The organism is Stenotrophomonas sp. GD03930 (assembly GCF_029839665.1).
GTDB lineage: Bacteria > Pseudomonadota > Gammaproteobacteria > Xanthomonadales > Xanthomonadaceae > Stenotrophomonas > Stenotrophomonas forensis.
The window spans coordinates 1,757,501-1,771,215 of sequence record NZ_JAOCAV010000001.1; the positions used below are offsets into that span (position 1 = coordinate 1,757,501).

General features: G+C 66.0%; 8 protein-coding genes and 3 rRNA genes (1 of these 11 cut by a window edge). 7 read left to right on the forward strand and 4 right to left on the reverse strand.

The genetic code is table 11. The features are described from left to right. The 3 genes from N5C18_RS07870 to rrf (N5C18_RS07880) all read left to right on the forward strand — a co-directional run. Nucleotides 1-1,119, forward strand: a 23S ribosomal RNA gene (locus N5C18_RS07870) (it extends 1,761 nt beyond the left edge of the window). A gap of 125 nt (nucleotides 1,120-1,244) precedes the next feature. Beyond that, a 5S ribosomal RNA gene (gene rrf, locus N5C18_RS07875) occupies nucleotides 1,245-1,359 on the forward strand. Between the two features lie 133 nt (nucleotides 1,360-1,492). Next, nucleotides 1,493-1,607 (forward strand): 5S ribosomal RNA (gene rrf / locus N5C18_RS07880). Nucleotides 1,608-1,893: 286 nt separating this feature from the next. On the opposite strand, the gene N5C18_RS07885 is transcribed toward rrf (N5C18_RS07880), so the two are convergent. Both N5C18_RS07885 and N5C18_RS07890 read right to left on the reverse strand, forming a co-directional pair. Then, the gene (locus N5C18_RS07885; RefSeq protein ID WP_279944190.1) at nucleotides 1,894-3,603 is read right to left on the reverse strand and encodes a M28 family metallopeptidase; all 1,710 of its coding nucleotides are present in this window, start codon (nucleotides 3,601-3,603) and stop codon (nucleotides 1,894-1,896) included. Nucleotides 3,604-3,687: 84 nt separating this feature from the next. Next, nucleotides 3,688-4,350 carry a hypothetical protein gene (locus N5C18_RS07890; RefSeq protein WP_053448574.1) on the reverse strand — a complete coding sequence of 221 codons (663 nt, stop codon included), beginning with the start codon at nucleotides 4,348-4,350 and terminating at the stop codon, nucleotides 3,688-3,690. Nucleotides 4,351-4,445: 95 nt separating this feature from the next. Between N5C18_RS07890 and N5C18_RS07895 the strand changes: the two genes are divergently transcribed. Further along, nucleotides 4,446-5,744 (forward strand): peptidoglycan DD-metalloendopeptidase family protein, encoded by a 1,299-nt coding sequence (locus N5C18_RS07895; protein ID WP_279944191.1) that lies wholly within the window; start codon nucleotides 4,446-4,448, stop codon nucleotides 5,742-5,744. 108 nt (nucleotides 5,745-5,852) lie between these two features. Then, on the forward strand, nucleotides 5,853-7,301 hold the full coding sequence (locus N5C18_RS07900; protein WP_053512091.1) for a S41 family peptidase: 1,449 nt from the start codon (nucleotides 5,853-5,855) through the stop codon (nucleotides 7,299-7,301). Nucleotides 7,302-7,382: 81 nt separating this feature from the next. Here N5C18_RS07900 and N5C18_RS07905 read toward each other — a convergent pair whose 3' ends face one another. Further along, entirely contained in the window at nucleotides 7,383-8,075 is a 693-nt protein-coding gene (locus N5C18_RS07905) for a rhomboid family intramembrane serine protease (RefSeq protein WP_004153881.1), read from the reverse strand. Nucleotides 8,076-8,300: 225 nt separating this feature from the next. Between N5C18_RS07905 and N5C18_RS07910 the strand changes: the two genes are divergently transcribed. Both N5C18_RS07910 and pnuC read left to right on the forward strand, forming a co-directional pair. Next, the gene (locus tag N5C18_RS07910; RefSeq protein WP_053510551.1) at nucleotides 8,301-9,653 is read left to right on the forward strand and encodes an outer membrane protein transport protein; all 1,353 of its coding nucleotides are present in this window, start codon (nucleotides 8,301-8,303) and stop codon (nucleotides 9,651-9,653) included. Between the two features lie 107 nt (nucleotides 9,654-9,760). After that, nucleotides 9,761-10,342 carry a nicotinamide riboside transporter PnuC gene (gene pnuC / locus N5C18_RS07915; RefSeq protein WP_164242719.1) on the forward strand — a complete coding sequence of 194 codons (582 nt, stop codon included), beginning with the start codon at nucleotides 9,761-9,763 and terminating at the stop codon, nucleotides 10,340-10,342. A gap of 55 nt (nucleotides 10,343-10,397) precedes the next feature. Here pnuC and putA read toward each other — a convergent pair whose 3' ends face one another. Further along, nucleotides 10,398-13,616: a bifunctional proline dehydrogenase/L-glutamate gamma-semialdehyde dehydrogenase PutA gene (gene putA, locus N5C18_RS07920; RefSeq protein ID WP_164242718.1), complete on the reverse strand. Its 3,219-nt coding sequence runs from the start codon at nucleotides 13,614-13,616 to the stop codon at nucleotides 10,398-10,400. Between the last annotated feature and the right edge of the window lie 99 nt (nucleotides 13,617-13,715).

Sequence of the window (13,715 nt, forward strand, 5' to 3'; positions counted from 1 at the left end):
AACACAGCACTCTGCAAACACGAAAGTGGACGTATAGGGTGTGACGCCTGCCCGGTGCTGGAAGGTTAATTGATGGGGTCAGCCGCAAGGCGAAGCTCTTGATCGAAGCCCCAGTAAACGGCGGCCGTAACTATAACGGTCCTAAGGTAGCGAAATTCCTTGTCGGGTAAGTTCCGACCTGCACGAATGGCGTAACGACAGCGGCGCTGTCTCCACCCGAGACTCAGTGAAATTGAAATCGCTGTGAAGATGCAGCGTTCCCGTGGCAAGACGGAAAGACCCCGTGAACCTTTACTATAGCTTTACACTGAACGTTGAGTTCGTCTGTGTAGGATAGGTGGGAGGCTATGAAACTGTGGCGCTAGCTGCAGCGGAGCCATCCTTGAAATACCACCCTGTCGTGCTTGACGTTCTAACCTGGGCCCATTATCTGGGTCGGGGACCGTGTATGGTGGGTAGTTTGACTGGGGCGGTCTCCTCCTAAAGAGTAACGGAGGAGCTCGAAGGTACGCTCAGCGCGGTCGGACATCGCGCACTGTGTGCAAAGGCATAAGCGTGCTTGACTGCAAGATCGACGGATCAAGCAGGTAGGAAACTAGGACTTAGTGATCCGGTGGTTCTGTATGGAAGGGCCATCGCTCAACGGATAAAAGGTACTCCGGGGATAACAGGCTGATACCGCCCAAGAGTTCATATCGACGGCGGTGTTTGGCACCTCGATGTCGGCTCATCACATCCTGGGGCTGTAGTCGGTCCCAAGGGTATGGCTGTTCGCCATTTAAAGTGGTACGCGAGCTGGGTTCAGAACGTCGTGAGACAGTTCGGTCCCTATCTGCCATGGGCGTTGGAGATTTGAGAGGGGCTGCTCCTAGTACGAGAGGACCGGAGTGGACGAACCTCTGGTGTTCCGGTTGTCACGCCAGTGGCATTGCCGGGTAGCTATGTTCGGAAGCGATAACCGCTGAAAGCATCTAAGCGGGAAGCGCGCCTCAAGATGAGATCTCCCGGGGCACAAGCCCCCTGAAGGAACCATGTAGACTACGTGGTTGATAGGTCAGGTGTGTAAGTACAGCAATGTATTGAGCTAACTGATACTAATGATCCGTGCGGCTTGACCATATAACCTCAAGTTGCCTTGGCTTTACGACAGCGTCGTAAGAGCATCCAAGTGCACGCTACGTCACAAGAACTATGCGAGGCTGGCGCCTTGTCCCAAGGGACGAGTGCGACTCTCCAAAAGCCTCCCTGGTGAAATTAGCGCTGTGGAACCACCCGATCCCATCCCGAACTCGGAAGTGAAACGCAGCTGCGCCGATGGTAGTGTGGCTCAAGCCATGCGAGAGTAGGTCATCGCCAGGGTTTACACCCAAAACCCCGCTGCTCACGCAGCGGGGTTTTTCTTATTAAGTGAAGGCACTGCATTTTCCGGGTACCTTCCGCCCCACGGGCAAGATCGCGATGCTGGCGCTGCAAGCGCTGCTGCAACCGTCTCCCTGGTGAAATTAGCGCTGTGGAACCACCCGATCCCATCCCGAACTCGGAAGTGAAACGCAGCTGCGCCGATGGTAGTGTGGCTCAAGCCATGCGAGAGTAGGTCATCGCCAGGGTTTACACCCAAAACCCCGCTGCTTGCGCAGCGGGGTTTTTCTTTGGGCGCAGAAAATGCGGGTGGTGGTGCCCGCTGGCCGGCGGATGAGTTGATGCCCCCGCCGCCGTTTGCCGGCCAGCGGCCGGCACTACCAGTAGATCCACGCCATGCGTGGATGAGGCGCCCGCCGTGTAAAGAGGCGCCAACCAAGGTTGGCACCCACCCATGGCGGAGCGCAAAAAAAAGGCGGCGCCCCGTGGGGCGCCGCTTTGACCTCAACGATACTCAGTCGAGCAGGCTCGACTCTACTTGGCTGCGGCCTTGTCCTTCATCATCGCGTCGCGGGCCGCCTTGAAGGGGTTGCCCTCGTACCAGTTCGGCCAACGATCACCGCCGGCCAGTTCCTTGCCGACGCCGTACATCAGCTGCAGGTCTTCGACGGTGCCGTCCAGCTTCCAGGTGGCCGCGTCGAACTCGTCCTTCGGGCCATGGTAGCGGTTGGCACCGTAGTCGGCGGCGGCCTTGCGGCCCGCCTCCACGCCGCCCTCGCGCAGGTCCTCGCCGCCATCGGCATACAGGGCCGGCACGCCGGCCTTGGCGAAGTTGAAGTGGTCCGAACGGAAGTAGAAGCCACTCTGCACCGAGGTCTCACCGTGCAGGGTGCGGTCCTGGGCGGCGGCCAGCGGCTTGAGGATGTCTTCCAGCTCCGAGCTGCCGAAACCGGTCACGGTCACGTCCTTGGCGCGGCCCGCCACCGACATCGCGTCGATGTTGATCACGCCGGCAATCTTGTCCAGCGGGAAGGTCGGGTGCGCGACGTAGTACTTCGAACCGAGCAGGCCCGACTCTTCCAGGGTCACGGCCAGGAACACCACCGAACGCTCCGGCTTCGGCTGCTGGTGGGCCATCGCTTCGGCCACCTCGAGGATGCCGGCCACGCCGGTCGCGTTGTCGACCGCACCGTTGTAGATGTTGTCGCCGGCCTCACCCTCGTGCTTGCCCAGGTGGTCCCAGTGCGCCATGTACAGCACGGCCTCGTCGGCACGCTTGCTGCCCGGCAGCACGCCCACCACGTTGCGCGACTGCTTCTGCGCGATCCGGCTCTTCAGATCAACCGCTGCGGTGGCCTTCAACGGCACCGGCTTGAAACCGCGCTTGCTGGCGTCCTTGTAAGCCTGCGCCAGGTCCAGGCCGGCACCGGCGAACAGCGCCTTGGCGGCCTCCGCGCTCAGCCAGCCCTGCACCGGGATGCGGGCTTCCGGATCATCCTTGGCGGGCAGGTCGTACTGCGGGCCGGCCCAGGAGTTCTTCACCACATCCCAGCCATAGGAGGCGCCGGCGGTGTCGTGCACGATCAGCGCGGCGGCGGCGCCCTTGCGTGCGGCCTCTTCGAACTTGTAGGTCCAGCGGCCGTAGTAGGTCATGCGCTTGCCGTCGAACAGCTTCTCGTCATCGACGTGGAAGCCGGGGTCGTTGACGAACATGACAACCGTCTTGCCCTTCCAGTCCTGGCCGGCGTAGTCGTTCCACTTCTGCTCCGGTGCATCGACGCCGTAGCCGACGAACACCAGGTCGCTGGCATCGACCTTGACCTCGGCCTGGCCGGTACGCGTGCCGACCACCATGTCGGTGCCGAACTTCAGCTCGGTGGTCTTGCCGCCCTGGGTGATCTTCAGCACGGTCGATTCGTCGGCCGTGGTTTCGGTCATCGGCACATTCTGGAACCAGCTGTCGCCGTTGCCGGGCTGCAGGCCGATGCGCTGCATCTGGTCGCGGATGTAGTTGACCGTCAGCTCTTCGCCCTTGCTGCCCGGGGCGCGGCCTTCGAACTCATCCGAGGCCAGGGTCTTGACCATCTCGGCAAAGTCGCCGGCATTGATGTCCGGCGAGAACGAATGGGCGGCGGGCTTGGCGGCCGCAGTATCGGTGGCTGGCGTGGCGGCCGGCGTATCTTCGCCTTTGCAGGCACTGAGCGCGGCCGCGGCGGCCAGGCACAGGAGGAGTTTGCGGGGCATCGTCGATTCCTGGGTAACAAAGGGTGGCCGTACGTTGTGCACGACCGGTTGGGCGAGGATCACCGGACCGAAAGGCGCGGTGGCTCAGTCCGCCGGGGCGGTTTCGGTGTCGAACGGGATCGGCTCGGCGCCGGTGACCGGCCCGATGCGGGCGCTGCGGTGCACGTACAGCACCACCTCGCGTTCGAACTGCAGGGGGCCATTGACCACGGCATTGGGGCCGATGATTACGCGCGGCTTGCGGCTGGCAGTCAGCGAGACGCTGAAATTGGGCTTGCGGACGTGCACACCGCCGTTGACCTGCGAGCCGATCCCCACGGTGATGTCACCGTTGACGGTCTCCACATCCTTGCCGACGCGGCTTTCGACCAGGCCGATGCCACCGTTCACGGTTTCAACGCCGCCTTCGATCTGGCTGCCACGGTCGCTGAAGATGCTGCCGTTGACCGTGCTGACGCTGCCATGCGCAATGACTTCGCGGCCCAGGCGCACGCCGCCGTTGACTGTCTCGATCTTGCCGGTGCGTGCGCGGTCGGCCACTTTCACCCCGCCGTTGACGGTATCGATACTGCTGGTTTCCGCGCCTTCGCCAACGCGGATACCGCCGTTGACCGTATCCAGCTTGCCGTAGCGCTGGCCGGGTTCGGCGCTGATGCTGCCGTTGACCTTGCTGATGTTGTCCTGGGCGCCGGCCGGGCCGGCTGCGAGCAGGACGCCCAACAGCAGCGGAATGGAAAGAGTTTTCATGGGGACCTCGATGGATGTGCGGCTGGCAGGCCGCGTGCGGAGATGTCACCATTCCCCGGTAGCCCCCGCAACTGCCTGAAGTCACTGGAAAGCCCTTGCGCGACAACGCCTTCCCATCACGCCGACATCACATCGCCGCTGCCCGCGGCGGGCGCTGCCTGCTGTTGGCGCTGGCGATCGCGCTGGCCCTGCCACTGCCCGCCGCGGCGCAGAGCACCCGTGAGACCGAGCGCAAGCTGCAGAAGCTGCGTACCGAACTGAAAGGCGTGGCGCAGGAGCGTCGTCAGATCGAAGGCCAGCGCGGCCAGGCGTCACAGCAACTGCGCGAGGCCGACGAGAAGGTGGCCCGCAGCGGACGCGCGCTTGCGCAGACCGAGACCGCACTGCGTGAGCAGAGCCGTGCCCTGGCCGAAGCCGAGCAGCGCCGCAGCAGCCTGCAGAACAACCTGGCCCAGCAGCACCGCGAACTGGCCGGCCTGCTGCGCGCGGCCTATCAGCTGGGCAACCACGCACCGCTGAAGCTGCTGCTGTCGCAGGACACCGTGGCCGATGCCAACCGTGCCCTGGCCTATCACCGCTATCTGCAGCGCGAACGCGCGCAGCGCATCACCACGCTGACCGCCGACCTGAAGGAACTGGAAGCCCTGCAAGCGCAGATCGCCGAACGCCAGCAGAAGCTGCAGGGCGCGCAGCGTGACCAGAAGCAGCAGGCGGCCACCCTGGCGGCCGATCGCCGTGATCGGGCGCAGACCGTGGCCTCGCTGGACGAACGCTTCAAGGACCAGCGCGAAAAGGAACAAGCGCTGGGCCAGGATGCAAAGGCGCTGGAAACGCTGCTGGCCAATCTGCGTGCTGCGGCGGCCCGTGCCGAAGCCGAGCGTCGTGCCGCCGCGCGCCGCGCCGCTGGCGAGAAAGCCGCCGCCGAGAAGGCCGCACGCCAGGCCAAGGCGGAAGGCCGCCCGCCACCGCCGACCAAGGTGCCGCCCGCGGTGGCCTCGGCGCCGGCACCGAAGGTGGGCGGACTGGGCTGGCCGTTGTCGGGCAATCTGCTGGCCCGCTACGGCGGCAAGCTGCCCGACGGGCGCACCAGCAGCGGCGTGCTGATCGGCGCGCCGGCCGGCAGCACCGTCACCGCCGTGGCCGATGGCACGGTGGTGTTCTCCGACTGGATGACCGGCTACGGCATGATCCTGATCGTCGACCACGGCAACGGCTACATGAGCCTGTACGCACACAACGACACCCTGCTGAAGGATGCCGGCGCACGGGTCAGCCGCGGCGATGCGGTGGCCAAGGTCGGCAATTCCGGCGGCCAGGGCGTCACCGCGCTTTACTTCGAGCTGCGCCGTGGCGGGCAGCCGGTCAATCCGGACAGCTGGCTGCAGCGGCGCTGAATCCGGCGCGGTCGGGTGACGGGCGGATTCAACGGGAATTTAGCTGTGCTTCGCGCATAATCGGCGCATGTGCCTTGGGCACGATGCCACCGTCGACAGGAGTGATCCATGCGCGCAGCCCGTACCGCCACCCTCTTGCTGGCCCTGTTGCCAGCGCTGTCCTGGGCGCAGCAGACCGCGCCCGCCCCGAGCCAGGAAACCAGTGGGCAGGCAGCGAACAGCGAGGAGGCGGTGACCTCGAAGGTGCCGCTGGAGGAAATCCGCCGTTTCGTGGCCGTGTACAACGCGGTGCGCGCCGCCTACGTGGATCCGGTGGACGACAAGAAGCTGATGCAGTCAGCGGTGCGTGGCCTGCTGCTCGACCTCGATCCGCACAGCACCTACTTCAACAAGGAAGACGCGCAGGCCTTCGACGAGCAGGCCAACGGCGCTTACGAGGGCATCGGCGTGGAACTGCAGCAGCAGCCGGACAACGCCAGCATGAAGGTGATCTCGCCGATCGACGACACGCCGGCAGCCAAGGCTGGCATCCTCGCCGGTGACCTGATCATCGCCATCGACGGCAAGCCGATCAGCGCGATCGATGCCAGCGAGCCGCTGCGCGGCCCGGCCGGCAGCAAGGTGGTGCTGACCATCGTGCGCGAAGGCAAGCCGAAGCCGTTCGACGTCAGCCTCACCCGCCAGACCATCCGCGTGACCAGCGTGCGCAGCCGCCTGCTGGAGCCGGGGTATGGCTACATCCGCCTGAGCACCTTCCAGGCCGATACCGGTTCGGACTTCCAGAAGCACGTGCAGCAGCTGCAGAAGCAGTCCGGTGGCCAGCTCAAGGGCCTGGTGCTGGACCTGCGCAGCAACCCGGGCGGCCTGCTGACCGCCGCGGTGCAGGTGGCCGATGATCTGCTCGACAAGGGCAACATCGTCAGCACCCGCGGCCGCATCAGCATCAGCGACGCACGGTTCGACGCGACCCCCGGCGACCTGCTGAAGGGCGCACCGGTGGTGGTGCTGGCCGATGCCGGTTCGGCCAGTGCCTCGGAAGTGCTGGCCGGCGCGCTGCGCGACAACAAGCGCGCCCGCGTGGTCGGCAGCCGCACCTTCGGCAAGGGTTCGGTGCAGACCGTGCTGCCGCTGGACAACGGGGATTCGGTGAAGCTGACCACCGCGCGCTATTACACGCCCAGCGGCAAGTCGATCCAGGCCACCGGCATCGTGCCGGACGTTGAATTGAAACCCGCTGCCACGCCGGCCGAGGATGCACTGCCGGCCAGCCTCAGCGACTACAGCGAAGCGACCCTGCCGGGCCACCTGCGCGGCGACGATGAAGGCACCGAGGGCTACCACGCCGGTGCCGTGCTGCCGGGCGATGGCCCGATCAACGATGCGCTGGCCGAACTCAAGAACCCGGGTTCGGTGGCGGCACGCTTGAAGGCCGAAGCCGCCAAGGCGGAGGCGGCCAAGGCCGCGAAGGCCGCTGCGGCCAAGCCCGAAGCCAAGCCGGAACCGAAGGTGGACAGCGCGCCGGAAGCCAAGCCCGCACCGGTCCCGGCCAAGCCTTGATTCTGTAGAGTCGAGCCATGCTCGACTGATCTACGAGCGGGTGAGCGTGGAGCCGGCCAGCGGCCGGCACTACCCGGTAGGTCAGAATCCGTGGCGCTTGCGCAGCCGGCGCGCGATGGCCGCGCGCACGTACACGCCATAGAGCAGGCCGAACACGAAGCCGCCGATGTGCGCCCACCAGGCCACCATGCCGAAGCTGGGGCCGATGTGCGCGAACACCACCTGCAGTGCGGCCCACACGCCGATCAGCAGGTAGGCCGGGGCGCGCACGAACTCCAGGAACAGGCCGAGTGGGATCACCACGCCCAGCCGGGCGCCGGGGAACAGGGCCAGGTAGGCGCCGATCAGCGCCGAGACCGCGCCGCTGGCGCCGATGATGATCTGGTCCGGGCTGCCCATGGTGTAGATCGCGACCAGGTTGGACACCGCGCCGCCGACCAGGAACAGCAGCAGCAACCGCCACGGCCCCAGCACGCGCTCGGCGGGCAGGCCGAAGATCAGCAGGAACACCAGGTTGCCCAGCAGGTGTGACCAGTCCGCGTGCAGGAACAGGGCGGTGAACAGGCGCAGCACGCTGCCGTCCTGCAGGGTCGCCCACCAGTCCAGCGGGTGGGTCAGCCCGGTGGACAGGGCGCCCCAGTCCAGCCAGAGGCTGCCGCGGGCATCGTCCGGGCGCGAGATCGACCACAGGAACGCCAGCCACAATGCCGCAAACAGCACGGGCGTGGCCCAGCGCAGGGCCGCCTTCTTGCGCGACGGGAGGGAGACGAACATGGCATTAGCCTAGCGTGCGGGCGCTTGTGGCGGGGATGGTCCTGTTCAGCTTTTGAGACGAAAAAACCGCCGGCGCTGTTATTGTTTCATTAACAGCTCTGGGTAATACTCGCATACGGCGTCGTATGTCGGGAGGGGAATCCGGCGCGCTCCGAAGGGCCCCAGGGCCGGCCGGGCGCAGGCGCACTCAGAGCACCATCACCGCTTACCGGAGAGAGAACTACGATGCAAACCGCTTCCACCATTGCCCGTTTGACCCTGCTGGCCGTCGGCGTTGCCGGTGCGCTGGCCGCCGCCGATGCCAACGCCGCCGCATTCCAGTTGAAGGAAAACAGTGCCAAGGGCCTCGGCCGTGCGTTCGCCGGCTCCGGCAGCGCCGAGGGCGACGCCTCCATCATCGCCGTCAACCCGGCCGGCATGCGCCAGCTGGACGGCACCCTGATCCAGGGTGACGTGAGCGCCATCAGCTTCAAGGCCGAGTTCAAGGGCCAGGGCCGCAAGCCGACCGGCGCCGCGCAGACCGGCGGTGACGGCGGCGACGCTGGCATGATCGCCCCGGTTCCGGCCGCGTACTTCCACATGCCGATCGGCGAGAAGGCCCACTTCGGTGTGTCGCTGACTGCTCCGTTTGGTTTCAAGACCGAGTACGACAATGGTTGGGTGGGGCGCTACAGCGGCCTGAAGACCGACCTGAAGGCCATCGATCTTGGCTTTGCCGCATCCTATGACGTCAACCCGTACGTCTCGTTCGGCGCGTCGGTGTTCGTTGAACACCTGACCATCGAGCTCAGCAACAACATCGACTTCGGTACTGCGTTGGCCCAGGCCCGCGTGCCGGGCTACGCCCCGGGCAGCGCCGATGGCAAGCTGACCGTTGAAGGCGACAACAATGCCGTGGGCTGGACGGTCGGTGGCCTGTTCTCGATCGATGAGAACACCCACATCGGCCTGAGCTACCGCTCCAAGGTCACGCACAAGATCACCGGCGGCGATGCCACCTTCCTGATGCCGAATGACAATGGCCGCACTGCGACCATCCTGGGTCAGACCCAGCCGGGCCAGTTCGTCAGCACCAGTGGCAAGGCAACCGTGAAGCTGCCGGCGTCGGCGACCCTGAGCGTGACGCACAAGGTCAACGATCGCTGGACCGTGATGGGTGACGTCACCCGCACCGCTTGGTCGACCGCATTCGACTCTGTCACCATCGACTATGCTTCGGCCCAGAAGGACTCTGTGCTGGACTTCGGCTATCGCGATACCACCTTCGTGTCGCTGGGTGCGGACTACAAGCTGAGCGATACCGTCACCCTGCGCGGTGGTGTCGCGCTGGACCAGACCCCGACCACCGACGCTCATCGTGACGTCCGCGTGCCGGATACCAGCCGCAAGTGGCTGTCGCTGGGCGTGGGCTGGACCCCGTCGGCGAACACCGAATACAACTTCGGCTACACCCACCTGTTCACCAGCGACCCGAACGTGAACATCCAGCCGACCACCAACAATCAGGGCAACTCGCTGGCTGGCAAGTACAAGGTCCGTGGCGACGTGCTGGCTGCTTCGTTCCAGTACAAGTTCTGATCCAGGCGTTCGCCTGAAGCAGGACATGGAGGGCCCCGCGCAAGCGGGGCCTTTCCTTTTTCATGGCGTGCCCTCCCTGCAGGGCGCGGATCCATGACAATAGGGCGATGAACCTGTCCGACCCGAACTTCCAGCTGGAGCTGGCTGCCAACATCGCCGTCGCCGGCTCGATCCTGCTGGCCGGCCGCAACAACGTGCACACCTGGTGGCTGGGCATCGTCGGCTGTGCACTGTTCGCAGCAGTGTTCGAACGCTCGCATCTGTACGCGGACATGGTGCTGCAGTTCTTCTTCATCGCCATCAGCGTGCTGGGCTGGTGGCAGTGGCTGCGTGGCGACCATGGTTCGCCGCTGCCGATCACCGCGCTGCGCCCGCGTGCGTGGGCCTGGCTGGCGCCGTTGGCGGTGGTGGCCACCTTCGGTTATGGCTGGATGTTGACCCGCCTGACCAACGCCTACGCGCCGTACATCGATTCGGCGGTGCTGGTGCTGAGCGTGATCGCGCAGATCCTGATGATGCGGCGCAAGCTGGAATCGTGGTGGGTGTGGCTGCTGGTGAACACCGTGGCGGTGCCGCTGTACTACAGCCGTGGCCTGCACTTGACCTCGATCCTGTATGTCGGCTTCTGGATCAACGCGCTGGTGGCGCTGCGCCATTGGCGCAACCTGATGCGCGTCGAAGCACGTTGAGCAACAAAAAACCCCGCTTTCGCGGGGTTTTTCGTTTACCGCATCAACCGGGCGATCAGTCGCCCAGGGTCAGCAGCGAGGCGTTGCCGCCCGCGGCGGTGGTGTTCACCGTCACCGTCTTCTCGGTGGCGAAGCGCAGCAGGTAGTGCGGGCCGCCGGCCTTCGGGCCGGTGCCGGACAGGCCCTGCCCGCCGAACGGCTGCACGCCGACCACCGCACCGATCTGGTTGCGGTTGACGTAGACGTTGCCGACGTGGACACCGTTGCTGATGCGATCAACGGTTTCGTCGATGCGCGAATGCACGCCCAGGGTCAGGCCGTAGCCGGTGGCGTTGATCTGGTCGATCACCGCGTCGAGCTGGTCGCCCTTCCAGCGGATCACGTGCAGCACCGGCCCGAAGATTTCCTTGTGCAGCTGGCCCAGGTCCTTCAGCTCATACGCGCGCGGTGCGAAGAAGGTGCCGTTGGCGGCTTCTGCGGACAGCTCGGCGGCGGCGATCAGGCGTGCTTCGCGGTCCATGCGCACGGCGTGGTCCTGCAGGATCTTCAGTGCATCGGCGTCGATCACCGGGCCGACGTCGGTGGACAGCAGGCCCGGGTTGCCGACCTTCAGTTCCTTCATCGCACCAGCCAGCATGGTCATCACCTTGTCGGCGATGTCGTCCTGCACGAACAGCACGCGCGCGGCCGAGCAACGCTGGCCGGCGGAGGTGAAGGCCGAACCGATGGCGTCCTTGACCAGCTGTTCCGGCAATGCCGAGGAGTCGGCGATGAAGGCGTTCTGGCCACCGGTCTCGGCAATCAGCACGCCGATGGCGGCGTCGCGGGCGGCCATCGCGCGGTTGATCGCACGCGCGGTGTCGGTGGAGCCGGTGAAGGCCACGCCGGCCACGCGCGGGTCGGCGGTCAGCGCGGCGCCGACGGTGGCACCGTCGCCCGGCAGGAACTGCACCACCTCGGCCGGCACGCCGGCGTCGTGCAGCAGCTTCACTGCGTAGTAGCCGATCAGGTTGGTCTGTTCGGCCGGCTTGGCGATGACGCTGTTGCCGGCGGCCAGAGCGGCAGCGACCTGGCCCAGGAAGATCGCCAGCGGGAAGTTCCACGGGCTGATGCAGACGAACACGCCACGGCCGTGCAGCTGCAGCTCGTTGGATTCACCGGTCGGGCTCGGCAGCCTCTCGGCGTGGCTGAACTGCTCGCGTGCCTGCTTGGCGTAGTAGCGCAGGAAATCCACGGCTTCGCGCACTTCGGCGATGCTGTCGGGCAGGCTCTTGCCGGCCTCCTTCACGCACAGCGCCATGAACTCCGGCATGCGCGCTTCCAGCTGGTCGGCGGCGTGCTCGAGGATGGCGGCGCGGCTGGCGGCCGGGGTGCGGTTCCAGGCCGGCTGCGCGGCCACGGCGTTGGCCAGGGCCTTCTGCACGGTGGCGGCATCGGCGGCCAGCCACTGGCCGACCACTTCGCGGGTGTCGGCCGGGTTGGTCACCGGCAGCGCGGCGCCGGCCGGGTTCGCACCCGGTACCAGCGGGGCGGCCTGCCAGGGCTTCACGGCCGCGTTGATCTGCTCGGCCAGGGCGCGCAGTTCGTTGTCGTTGGCGAGGTTGGCGCCCATGGAGTTCTTCCTGTCGTGGTTCTGGCTGCGCAGCAGGTCAACCGGCAGCGGGATCTTCGGGTGGGGGATCGAGGCGAACGAGGCGACCATCTCGACCGGATCGCGGATCAGGTCGGCGATCGGCACGCGTTCGTCGGTGATGCGGTTGACGAAGCTGGAGTTGGCGCCGTTTTCCAGCAGGCGGCGCACCAGGTATGGCAGCAGGTCTTCATGCGAACCGACCGGCGCATACACGCGGCAGGGAAGGCCGAGGCGGTCGGCCGGTACCACTTCGGCGTACAGGTCGTCGCCCATGCCGTGCAGCTTCTGGTGCTCGTACACGCCACCGTTGGCGATGCTGCGCACCGCGGCGATGGTGTGCGCGTTGTGCGTGGCGAACATCGGGTAGATCGCGTCGGCATGGGTGAACAGCCGCTTGGCGCAGGCCAGGTAGGACACGTCGGTGTTCTGCTTGCGGGTGAACACCGGGTAGCCCGGGTAGCCTTCGATCTGCGCGCGCTTGATCTCGGCATCCCAGTAGGCACCCTTGACCAGGCGCACCTGCAGGCGACGACCGGCGCGGCGCGCCATGTCGGCCAGGTGGTCGATCGTGTACGGCGTGCGCTTCTGGTAGGCCTGCACGACCACGCCGAAGCCATCCCAGCCGGCCAGCGAGGCATCGCCGAACACCTGTTCGATGATGTCCAGCGACAGTTCCAGGCGGTCGGATTCTTCGGCGTCGACGGTGCAGCCGATGCCGTAGCTCTTGGCCAGCTGCGCCAGTTCCAGCACGCCCGGCACCAGGTCCTTCAGCACGCGCTCGCGCTTGGCGTGTTCGTAGCGCGGGTACAGCGCCGACAGCTTGATCGAGATGCCCGGGGCGTTGTTGACGTCACCATCCGGACGGCCGCCGCGTGCCTTGTGATCGCCGCCGATGGCGTGGATCGCACGACGGTAGTCTTCCAGGTAGCGCAGCGCGTCCTTCATGGTCAGCGCGCCTTCGCCCAGCATGTCGAAGGAGTAGCGGTAGTCTGCGTTGTCACCCTTGTGCGAACGCGACAGCGCTTCGCTGATCGTGCGGCCCATGACGAACTGGTGGCCCATGATCTTCATCGCCTGGCGCACGGCCAGGCGCACCACCGGCTCACCGACGCGGCCGACCAGGCGCTTGAACGCGCTGGGCGCATCGGCGCGGGTGGCGTCGTTCATCTGCACCAGCTTGCCGGTCAGCATCAGGCCCCAGGTGGAGGCATTGACCAGCACCGAGTCGCTGCCGCCCAGGTGCTTTTCCCAGTCGGCGTCGGCCAGCTTGTCGCGGATCAGCTTGTCGGCGGTGTCCTGGTCCGGAATGCGCAGCAGCGCTTCGGCCACGCACATCAGCAGCACGCCCTCCTCGCTGCCCAGGTCGTACTGGCGCATGAAGGCTTCGATCGCGCCCTGGTCCTTGGCGCGCACGCGGACGCGGCCGACCAGGTCGGCGGCCAGCGCCTGCACCCTGGCCTGCTCCTCGGCGGGCAGGCGGGCCTGCGCCAGAAGATCGCGGACGTGGCTGGCCTCGTCCTTCAACCAGGCATCGGTGATGGCCTGGCGGAACGGGTTGGGGGACGCCGGCAGTTCCGGCGACAGCAGCGCGCCGGGACGCGGGGCGTCGCTGGCGGCAGGGGAAGAGGAGGGTGCGTTCATGCCGGTCCGGCCAGTGGAAAACTTGGCGATTTTAATCATTTTTCCGGGTTCCGGAAGTGCCCCGCAGCTCCCTTCGTGAAGTGCTGATAGCCCCTAGCT

What these genes read in the sequence shown, in the direction of transcription:
- N5C18_RS07885 (WP_279944190.1), bottom strand. Translation starts at nt 3,603, where the DNA reads ATGCCCCGCAAACTCCTCCTGTGCCTGGCCGCCGCGGCCGCGCTCAGT.
- N5C18_RS07890 (WP_053448574.1), bottom strand. Translation starts at nt 4,350, where the DNA reads ATGAAAACTCTTTCCATTCCGCTGCTGTTGGGCGTCCTGCTCGCAGCC.
- N5C18_RS07900 (WP_053512091.1), top strand. Translation starts at nt 5,853, where the DNA reads ATGCGCGCAGCCCGTACCGCCACCCTCTTGCTGGCCCTGTTGCCAGCG.
- N5C18_RS07905 (WP_004153881.1), bottom strand. Translation starts at nt 8,075, where the DNA reads ATGTTCGTCTCCCTCCCGTCGCGCAAGAAGGCGGCCCTGCGCTGGGCC.
- N5C18_RS07910 (WP_053510551.1), top strand. Translation starts at nt 8,301, where the DNA reads ATGCAAACCGCTTCCACCATTGCCCGTTTGACCCTGCTGGCCGTCGGC.
- pnuC (WP_164242719.1), top strand. Translation starts at nt 9,761, where the DNA reads ATGAACCTGTCCGACCCGAACTTCCAGCTGGAGCTGGCTGCCAACATC.
- putA (WP_164242718.1), bottom strand. Translation starts at nt 13,616, where the DNA reads ATGAACGCACCCTCCTCTTCCCCTGCCGCCAGCGACGCCCCGCGTCCC.